4 protein-coding genes are annotated in these 3,271 nt (G+C 62.1%); 3 read left to right on the top strand and 1 reads right to left on the bottom strand.

Annotated elements, in window-relative coordinates:
• Positions 1-901, top strand: a 901-nt coding sequence (locus AC1XOS_RS21485) for a zinc-binding dehydrogenase (protein ID WP_481964256.1), incomplete at its 5' end; no start/stop codon positions are given.
• A 122-nt stretch (positions 902-1,023) separates the two neighbouring features.
• Here AC1XOS_RS21485 and purH read toward each other — a convergent pair.
• Positions 1,024-2,646 carry a bifunctional phosphoribosylaminoimidazolecarboxamide formyltransferase/IMP cyclohydrolase gene (gene purH / locus AC1XOS_RS21480; protein WP_481964255.1) on the bottom strand — a complete coding sequence of 541 codons (1,623 nt, stop codon included), beginning with the start codon at positions 2,644-2,646 and terminating at the stop codon, positions 1,024-1,026.
• 97 nt (positions 2,647-2,743) lie between these two features.
• Between purH and AC1XOS_RS21475 the strand changes: the two genes are divergently transcribed.
• A complete protein-coding gene (locus AC1XOS_RS21475; protein WP_481964254.1) occupies positions 2,744-2,893 on the top strand; it encodes a hypothetical protein in 150 nt (49 codons plus the stop codon).
• On the top strand, positions 2,880-3,095 hold the full coding sequence (locus tag AC1XOS_RS21470; RefSeq protein ID WP_481964253.1) for a hypothetical protein: 216 nt from the start codon (positions 2,880-2,882) through the stop codon (positions 3,093-3,095). Before AC1XOS_RS21475 ends, AC1XOS_RS21470 begins: the two co-directional genes overlap by 14 nt.
• Positions 3,096-3,271 lie beyond the last annotated feature (176 nt).

Here is a 3,271-nt window from a genome sequence, read left to right as displayed (position 1 = left end):
CACGGAGCCGACCCTGCGCATTGACACCACGCCGACTCCCGAAGAGTTCGAGGCGCAGGCAAAAACGCTCACCAAAAACGGGGTCGCGCTGCTTAACTTCGACAAGCCGCTCACACGCCCTGTGGCGGTGGATGTAGGCCGGGTGCACTACGATGGCCACGCCTATATCGGGCCGAAAGAAAACTCTCGCAACGAGATTCTAGGCGGCGGGGTTTCGTGGTTTATCGGGGCTGCCGGGCCGATGGGGATGATGCATGCCCAGCGTGCGCTCGCGCTCCCCGAGCCGCCGCGCGTGCTGCTCATCACCGATCGCCACGATGCCCGCCTGCAAGCCGTTGCGGATCGGTTTGGCTCGCTGGCGAAAGAGCGCGGGGTCGAGCTGATTCTCTGCAATGTCCGCACCGGCCCTGAGCCCGACCTAAAAGCCATCGCGCCCGAGGGCTTCGATGATATCGTGGTGATGGTGCCCAGCATCGAGGCCATCGAGCAGAGCTTTCCGTACTTAGCCGACAGCGGCGTGCTCAATGTCTTCGCGGGAGTCGCACGCGGCACCACCGCGACGATTGATGTCTCGGATATCTGCTTCAAGAACGTGCGGATCGTGGGGACGTCGGGCTCCAGTATCGCCGATATGTACGCGGTCAAAGAGAAACTCGAAGCCGGAACTCTTGCCACGGGCGACTCCCTCGCGGCGATTGGCGGTCTTGAAACCTTCGCGGAAGGCCTTGCCGCCGTGAAGAACAGCCGCTTCGCAGGCAAGACCGTGATCTATCCTCACATCGAGAACCTACCACTCACCGCGCTCCCCGACCTCAAGACCGTACGTCCCACCGTCTACGAGAAGCTCCGCGACGGTCAGTTCTGGACCGATGAGGCCGAGGCCGCGCTGACCGCCTCCTGAAGAAGACGTGAAGTGGCGTCGTTCCTCCGCCGCGAAGCCCGTGCCGGGCTGGGAAATCCAGCAGCCCGGCACGGGCTTTACAGCACGAAGTGCTACTTGACGCCCCGTTCACGGGGCGGCGATTAATGCCGGAAGTGGCGGACGCCGGTGAAGACGAGGGCGATGTCGTACTGGTTGCACAGCGCGATCGTCTCCGGGTCTTTTACCGAGCCACCGGGCTGGATGATCGCCGTGACACCTGCCTTTGCCGCGACCTCAGGGCCGTCGGGGAAGGGGAAGAAGGCATCGCTGGCCAGCACCGAGCCGGGGCCGTGCTCACCGGCTTGCTCGACCGCGAGGCGCACGGAGCGGACACGGTTCATCTGTCCTGCCCCAACTCCACGGATCGCGCGGCCCTTGGTCATCACAATCGCGTTGCTCTTGATGTGCTTGACGCAGCGCCAGGCAAAGAGCAGCTCCGAGAGCTCATCGGCGGTAGGCTGGCGCTCGGACTTGACGACCAGATCGCTCTCACTCAGCGGACGGTAGTCGCGGGTGGAGACCAGCATCCCGCCGACCACTTGCTTGAGGAGATAGCCGTCCTTACCCGGCCCCGCGATCCCCGTCACTTGCAGCAGGCGCAGGTTCGCGCCCCACTTCTTGCCACCGACCACTTTTTTGATCGCTGCCTCGTCGTAGTCTGGCGCGACAATGCACTCTAGGAAGTTGTTTAGTCCGACTATCTGCTCTGCCAGCGCAAGGTCAAATTTCTGGTTGATGGCGAGAATCCCCCCAAAGGCGCTGATCGTGTCGGCCTCACGGGCGCGCACAAACGCCTCGGCGATCGTCGCGCCCTGGGCGCAGCCGCACGGGTTGGCGTGCTTGATGATCGCCGCGGTCGGGGCATCGGGGAACTCCTTGACCAGCTCCAGCGCGCCATCGAGGTCGTAGAGGTTGTTGAAGCTGACCTCTTTCCCCGAGTCATCGCGGCGGGTAGCGTTGCCGATACACGCTTCCGTGGTCGCCGCGCCCCCAAGATTGGGGGAGTCACGGTAAAAGCCTGCCACCTGGTGCGGGTTCTCGCCGTATCTTAAATCCTGGACTTTCTCGAAGCTCAGGCGCAGCGTGCTCGGCAGAGTAACACTGGCTCCCCCAGAATTGGGGGCGGGGGGGGCAAACTGCTTCTCGAAGTAGCTGGCGATCAGGCTATCGTAGGCGGCGGTGTGGGCGTAGGCCTTGGCCATCAGCTTGCGCCGCAGGGTCAGGCTCACGCCGTCGCCGTCGTTCTCAGACAGAAGCTGGGCGTAGTCGGTGGGATCGACCACGATTGCGACGCCCTGGTGGTTCTTGGCGGCGGAGCGCACCATCGCGGGGCCACCGATATCGATGTTCTCAATCGCGTCTTCCAGGGTGACATCGGGGTTGGCGATGGTCTTGGCGAAGGGGTAGAGGTTCACGACGACCAGGTCAATCGGCCCGATCCCATGCTCGGCGATAGTCGTCAGATGCTCCGGCTTGTCCCGATCGGCGAGAATCCCGCCATGGACATTGGGGTGCAGGGTCTTGACCCGCCCCTCCAGCATCTCGGGAAAGCCCGTCAGCTCGTCGATGGCGCGTACCGCCAGTCCTGCGTCCTTGAGCGCTTTGGCCGTCCCGCCAGTAGAGACCAGCTCCACCCCACGCGCCGCCAGCGCCTGCGCCAGCTCGACGATTCCGGTCTTGTCGGAGACGGAGAGCAGCGCCCGTTTAATCTTGATGTATTCCACGGGAAGTATTGTACCGCGAGCAAACCTCTCCCCCAGCCCCTCACCTAAAGGCAAGGGGAGATTGCTTCCACTTTACGCCATGCCGTAAAATTCCAGCATGGATGAGACACAGAAACACCAACCGAAATTGGATGAGTTGATCGCTGAAGGACTCGCTTCCAAATTAGTGGTCACAAATCCTAAGTTCTGGGAACAGTTGGAAATCAAGCTCTTTGGCAAGGCGAAAGTTCCCAATGCTCAGAAGTGAGCAAGAGCGACGCGCCACCCATGAGAGCATCGTGCGCCTCTACGCGCTTCGTGACAGCCTTCTCGCGGAAAAAACCGGCGACCCTGAGCTTCGTCGCCTTGAAGCCGAGGGGGTGGAAGTGATGATCCAGAAGTTAGAGCGTCAGCTCGCCGAGTACATCACACACCGCGAGAGCACAACACCCCGCCCCAAAGCCGCCTAATTCCCCACGCGACGCCAGTACCTACGCCAGTTCGGCGACTCCGGTCTTGTCGGAGACGGAGAGCAGCGCCCGTTTAATCTTGATGTATTCCACGGGAAGTATTGTACCGCGAGCAAACCTCTCCCCCGGCCCCTCACCTAAAGGCAAGGGGAGGGTGAGTTGATCGCTGAAGGACT

The sequence above is a fragment of the Armatimonas sp. genome (assembly GCF_964826245.1).
Note: the sequence above shows the minus strand (reverse complement) of the source record. Positions and strands in the feature narration are given on the sequence as shown.

Bases quoted from the DNA above. Each gene is read 5' to 3' on its own strand.
- AC1XOS_RS21475 (WP_481964254.1), top strand. From the start codon at position 2,744: ATGGATGAGACACAGAAACACCAACCGAAATTGGATGAGTTGATCGCT.
- AC1XOS_RS21470 (WP_481964253.1), top strand. From the start codon at position 2,880: ATGCTCAGAAGTGAGCAAGAGCGACGCGCCACCCATGAGAGCATCGTG.